4 protein-coding genes, 4 tRNA genes, 1 rRNA gene and 1 pseudogene are annotated in these 5516 nt (G+C 49.9%); 8 read left to right on the top strand and 2 right to left on the bottom strand.

The window, feature by feature from the left end; genetic code table 11:
- The 3 genes from rrf to birA all read left to right on the top strand — a co-directional run.
- Window positions 1-73: ribosomal RNA gene (gene rrf, locus OGX94_RS24930) — 5S ribosomal RNA — on the top strand; the annotation flags it as partial.
- Window positions 74-501: 428 nt separating this feature from the next.
- Window positions 502-1530, top strand: a complete 1029-nt coding sequence (gene murB / locus OGX94_RS05180) for a UDP-N-acetylmuramate dehydrogenase (RefSeq protein ID WP_063942103.1) — start codon at window positions 502-504, stop codon at window positions 1528-1530.
- Window positions 1527-2489, top strand: a complete 963-nt coding sequence (gene birA / locus OGX94_RS05175) for a bifunctional biotin--[acetyl-CoA-carboxylase] ligase/biotin operon repressor BirA (RefSeq protein ID WP_063942104.1) — start codon at window positions 1527-1529, stop codon at window positions 2487-2489. Before murB ends, birA begins: the two co-directional genes overlap by 4 nt.
- A 32-nt stretch (window positions 2490-2521) precedes the next feature.
- Here the strand turns inward: birA and coaA are convergent, their stop codons facing one another.
- Window positions 2522-3472 (bottom strand): type I pantothenate kinase, encoded by a 951-nt coding sequence (coaA, locus tag OGX94_RS05170; RefSeq protein ID WP_003031107.1) that lies wholly within the window; start codon window positions 3470-3472, stop codon window positions 2522-2524.
- Window positions 3473-3762: 290 nt separating this feature from the next.
- A pseudogene (locus tag OGX94_RS05165) lies at window positions 3763-3843 on the bottom strand (hypothetical protein); the annotation flags it as partial.
- A 19-nt stretch (window positions 3844-3862) separates the two neighbouring features.
- Here OGX94_RS05165 and OGX94_RS05160 point away from each other — a divergent pair.
- The 5 genes from OGX94_RS05160 to tuf form a co-directional block, all read left to right on the top strand.
- Window positions 3863-3938 (top strand) — tRNA-Thr (locus OGX94_RS05160).
- 8 nt (window positions 3939-3946) lie between these two features.
- Window positions 3947-4031, top strand: a tRNA-Tyr gene (locus OGX94_RS05155).
- Between the two features lie 114 nt (window positions 4032-4145).
- Window positions 4146-4220: transfer RNA gene (locus tag OGX94_RS05150), tRNA-Gly, on the top strand.
- Between the two features lie 5 nt (window positions 4221-4225).
- Window positions 4226-4301 (top strand) — tRNA-Thr (locus OGX94_RS05145).
- A gap of 118 nt (window positions 4302-4419) precedes the next feature.
- Window positions 4420-5516 (top strand): elongation factor Tu (tuf, locus tag OGX94_RS05140; protein WP_118262821.1); only part of this gene is annotated, 1097 nt, incomplete at its 3' end.

Below are 5516 nucleotides of genomic sequence, written 5' to 3'. Positions count from 1 at the left end.
ACTCAGAAGTGAAACGCCGTAGCGCCGATGGTAGTGTGGGGTCTCCCCATGCGAGAGTAGGGAACTGCCAGGCATCAAATAAAAGCGAAAGGCTCAGTCGAAAGACTGGGCCTTTTGTTTTATCTGTTGTCTGTCGGTGAGCGCTCTCCTGAGGAGGACAAATCCGCCGGGAGCGGATTTGAACGTTGCGCAGCAACGGCCCGGAGGGTGGTGGGCAGGACGCCCGCCATAAACTGCCAGGCATTAATTAAAGTGAAGAAGCCCATCCTGCCGGATGGGCTTTTTTGCGTCTGTGCGGGATGAAAACCGCCGGATGCGGCGCGCCGCCTTATCCGGCCTGCAGGGGCTGGGCTGAATGTATTTTGTAGGCCTGATAAGCGCAGCGCATCAGGCACATCGCAGCACCATCGGGTGCAAAGCAATATCCAAAACCTCCATAACACAAGCCATCCTGCGGCATATGCGGTAAACTAGGCGCGATTTTGCATCAGGAAAGCGTCTATGAATCACTCCCTTAAAGCCTGGAACACCTTCGGTATCGATCAGCAAACGAATGAACTTGTCTGCGCCGAAAATGAACAACAATTGCTGAATGCCTGGCAATCAGCCAATGCATCGCATCATCCAGTACTGATCCTGGGCGAAGGGAGTAACGTCCTGTTTCTTGATACCTTCCAGGGTACGGTGATCGTCAATCGTATTAAGGGTATTGAGATTACAGAACAACCTGATGCGTGGCATTTGCACGTAGGTGCGGGTGAAAACTGGCATCATCTGGTCCAGCATACGTTGCAGCTTGGTATGCCTGGGCTGGAAAATCTGGCGCTTATCCCAGGCTGCGTGGGTTCATCGCCAATCCAGAATATAGGTGCCTATGGCGTAGAGCTACAGCGCGTCTGCGAATACGTAGACTGCGTTGAGCTGTCGACTGGCAAATATCTGCGTGTTGGTGCAGCAGAATGTCGTTTTGGTTATCGTGACAGCATCTTCAAACATGAATACCAGGATCGCTTCGCAATTATTGCTGTTGGTTTACGCTTGTCTAAACAGTGGCATCCGGTACTGACCTATGGCGATCTGACGCGCCTGGATCCTACAACGGTGACGCCTCAGCAAGTTTTTGATTCTGTCTGCCATATGCGCACGACAAAACTGCCCGATCCGAAAGTAAACGGTAATGCAGGAAGCTTCTTTAAAAACCCGGTTGTCACCGCAGAGATTGCGCAGGAGCTCCTGGCAAAATTCCCAACAGCACCTCATTACCCGCAGGCTGATGGCTCTGTGAAACTGGCAGCAGGCTGGCTGATCGATCAATGCCAGCTAAAAGGCATGCGCATTGGTGGCGCAGCGGTACATCAGCAGCAGGCACTGGTGCTGATCAATGCAGATAATGCGACGAGTCAGGATGTAGTGCAACTTGCACACCATGTGCGCCAAAAAGTCGGTGAGAAATTTAATGTCTGGCTCGAACCAGAGGTCCGGTTTATTGGCCCGCAGGGTGAAATGAATGCTGTGGAGATCATTGCATGAAGGATAATACCGTCCCTCTGACGCTTATTTCATTACTCGCTGACGGCGAATTTCATTCCGGTGAGCAGCTCGGTGAAAAGTTGGGAATGAGCCGTGCCGCAATCAATAAGCATGTCCAGACGTTACGCGACTGGGGGGTTGATGTCTTTACTGTTCCAGGTAAAGGATACAGCTTACCGGAGCCTATCCAACTATTAGATGCTTCACTTATTCATTCTCAACTGGATGGTGGAAATATCACAGTCCTGCCGGTTATCGACTCAACCAATCAGTACCTGATGGACCGAATAGGTCAACTGGAGTCAGGGGATGCCTGTGTCGCTGAATATCAGCAAGCCGGGCGCGGCCGCCGTGGTCGCAAATGGTTTTCACCGTTTGGTGCCAACCTGTACCTTTCAATGTTCTGGCGGTTGGAACAAGGACCGGCTGCCGCGATTGGCCTGAGTCTGGTTATTGGTATCGTCATGGCTGAGGTTTTACGCGATCTGGGCGCAGAGAAGGTACGTGTAAAATGGCCCAACGACCTCTATTTGCTCGACCGTAAGCTGGCAGGGATCCTGGTTGAACTGACCGGTAAGACAGGGGATGCCGCGCAGATTGTTATCGGTGCGGGTATTAATATGTCCATGCGCCGGGTTGAAGAAAATGTGGTTAATCAAGGCTGGATTAACCTGCAGGAAGCGGGCATTAACATTGATCGCAATACCCTTGCTGCCCGACTGATACGTGAGTTGCGTGCTGCGTTAGTGCTCTTTGAGCACGAAGGTTTAGCGCCGTATCTGTCTCGCTGGAAGAGACTGGATAACTTTATCGACCGTCCGGTCAAACTTATTATTGGTGATAAAGAAATATTTGGCATCTCACGTGGAATAGACGCGCAAGGTGCATTATTGCTTGAACAAAAAGGCGAGATCAAACCCTGGATGGGTGGAGAAATATCGCTAAGAAGCGCTGAGTAATAAGAAGGGGAGCTGTTGCTCCCCTTCTTTATTTATTTTCTCAACCTGACTTGCTCAACGGCATGATTGGCACTTTTCGTCATGATTAAGCTTGCTCGCTCACGCGTTGGTAATATATTTTGTTTTAAATTCAGCCAGTTAATCTCTTTCCATAACGATGTGGCGGTGTTGATAGCCTCATCTTCTGATAATTTTGCATAGTTATGGAAATAAGAGTCCGGGTTGGTAAACGCCCCTTCACGGAATTTCAGGAAACGGTTGATATACCACGTCTGGAGTAATTCTTCTGGCGCATCAACATAAATAGAAAAGTCGACAAAGTCAGAAACAAATACATGATGCGGATCGTGAGGATAGTCCATCCCGCTTTGTAATACATTTAGCCCTTCGAGTATTAATATGTCGGGCTGGGCAACGGTTTTGTCGCCATCAGGGATCACATCATAGATGAGATGGGAATAGACCGGCGCCGTGACGTTAGGTACGCCTGATTTCAGATCGGAAACGAATTTAACCAAGCGATGCATATCATAGGACTGGGGGAAGCCTTTCTTCTTCATCAGTCCACGATCTTTCAATACCTGGTTAGGGTGGAGAAAGCCATCGGTAGTAATCAACTCGACCTTGCGATGCTCGGGCCAGCGACTGAGCAAAGCCTGCAAAACACGCGCAGTCGTACTTTTACCGACGGCGACGCTGCCAGCAATGCTAATAATATAAGGAATACGCTCGCCATTCGTGCCTAAAAATTGCTCCAGCACGGCCTGACGTCGCAGGTTCGAACTGATGTAAAAGTTTAGCAAACGCGAGAGAGGCAAATAAATCTCGGCAACTTCTTCCAGCGATAAGTCTTCGTTAATGCCTTTAAGACGAGCAATCTCTTCCTCGGTCAGGGTCATCGGCACGGAATCACGAAGCGCAGCCCACTGGTTGCGATCAAACTGTAGGTAAGGCGACGTTAACGCTTGCTCTTTTATACTCATACGCATGGTCTGGCTGTCATTGCTATATCAGGTCTGCGGTAAAAAACGAAATCATCCCCGGTACGCAATGGCACGCACATTTCAGTTAATTTGGACAATGGGCAGGAGGGTAACACCAGATGGGGGGGAATAATAAGAAAAAATCATCCTCTGAAATGCAATGTGACGAGTATTCCAGATGTATAAAGATGTGCTTTCTCTCTATCAAAGCGTACCTGCCGGAGCAAAATTCCTCTCTGAGGAGGCACCTGACGTTGGAAATTTGTCCAATCCAAAGAGGAAATAGATTATTTATCGGTCGTATAGTGCAAAATGTGAGCGATAGAACATTTTATGCAATTTTTTAGTTGCATGAGTGCGCATGTCTCCATAAAATGCGCGCTACTTGATGCCGACTTAGCTCAGTAGGTAGAGCAACTGACTTGTAATCAGTAGGTCACCAGTTCGATTCCGGTAGTCGGCACCATCAAGTCCGGTGGGGTTCCCGAGCGGCCAAAGGGAGCAGACTGTAAATCTGCCGTCACAGACTTCGAAGGTTCGAATCCTTCCCCCACCACCACTTTCTGGCAGCGTTATCGCCGCCTGAGTTGATTAAAAAATTAATCAGCTCGAACAGAAAAGAGAGAGATCTCTTCTTTGTTGCAGAAAGAACTGGGTAGCCGAGTTTCAGGATGCGGGCATCGTATAATGGCTATTACCTCAGCCTTCCAAGCTGATGATGCGGGTTCGATTCCCGCTGCCCGCTCCAGACGTGCTGATATGGCTCAGTTGGTAGAGCGCACCCTTGGTAAGGGTGAGGTCCCCAGTTCGACTCTGGGTATCAGCACCACTTCACTTCTCCTTCCCGTTTCTCTCTGTTTACTTTTAAAAGCATTCAACAGCTCAGGTATATTGCCTGGTTGATGTGGTGATATCACCGATTTATCCGTGTCTTAGAGGGACAATCGATGTCTAAAGAAAAATTTGAACGTACTAAACCGCACGTTAACGTCGGTACTATCGGCCACGTTGACCATGGTAAAACAACGCTGACCGCTGCAATCACTACCGTTCTGGCTAAAACCTACGGCGGTGCTGCTCGTGCATTCGACCAGATCGATAACGCGCCGGAAGAAAAAGCTCGTGGTATCACCATCAACACTTCTCACGTTGAATATGACACCCCGACTCGCCACTACGCACACGTAGACTGCCCGGGCCACGCCGACTATGTTAAAAACATGATCACCGGTGCTGCGCAGATGGACGGCGCGATCCTGGTTGTTGCTGCGACTGACGGCCCGATGCCGCAGACTCGTGAGCACATCCTGCTGGGTCGTCAGGTAGGCGTTCCGTACATCATCGTGTTCCTGAACAAATGCGACATGGTTGATGACGAAGAGCTGCTGGAACTGGTAGAAATGGAAGTTCGTGAACTTCTGTCTCAGTACGATTTCCCAGGCGACGACACTCCGATCGTTCGTGGTTCTGCTCTGAAAGCGCTGGAAGGCGAAGCAGAGTGGGAAGCGAAAATCATCGAACTGGCTGGCTTCCTGGATTCTTACATCCCAGAACCAGAGCGTGCGATTGACAAGCCGTTCCTGCTGCCTATCGAAGACGTATTCTCCATCTCCGGTCGTGGTACCGTTGTTACCGGTCGTGTAGAGCGCGGTATCATCAAAGTTGGTGAAGAAGTTGAAATCGTTGGTATCAAAGAGACTGCTAAGTCTACCTGTACTGGCGTTGAAATGTTCCGCAAACTGCTGGACGAAGGCCGTGCTGGTGAGAACGTTGGTGTTCTGCTGCGTGGTATCAAACGTGAAGAAATCGAACGTGGTCAGGTACTGGCTAAGCCGGGCTCTATCAAGCCGCACACCAAGTTCGAATCTGAAGTGTACATTCTGTCCAAAGACGAAGGCGGCCGTCATACTCCGTTCTTCAAAGGCTACCGTCCGCAGTTCTACTTCCGTACTACTGACGTGACTGGTACCATCGAACTGCCGGAAGGCGTAGAGATGGTAATGCCGGGCGACAACATCAAAATGGTTGTTACCCTGATCCACCC

Source organism: Citrobacter sp. Cpo037 (assembly GCF_030332945.1).
Classification (GTDB): Bacteria; Pseudomonadota; Gammaproteobacteria; order Enterobacterales; family Enterobacteriaceae; genus Citrobacter; species Citrobacter portucalensis.
The sequence above is the reverse complement of the archived record's forward strand: the minus strand, read 5'-3'. Positions and strand labels throughout refer to the sequence as shown.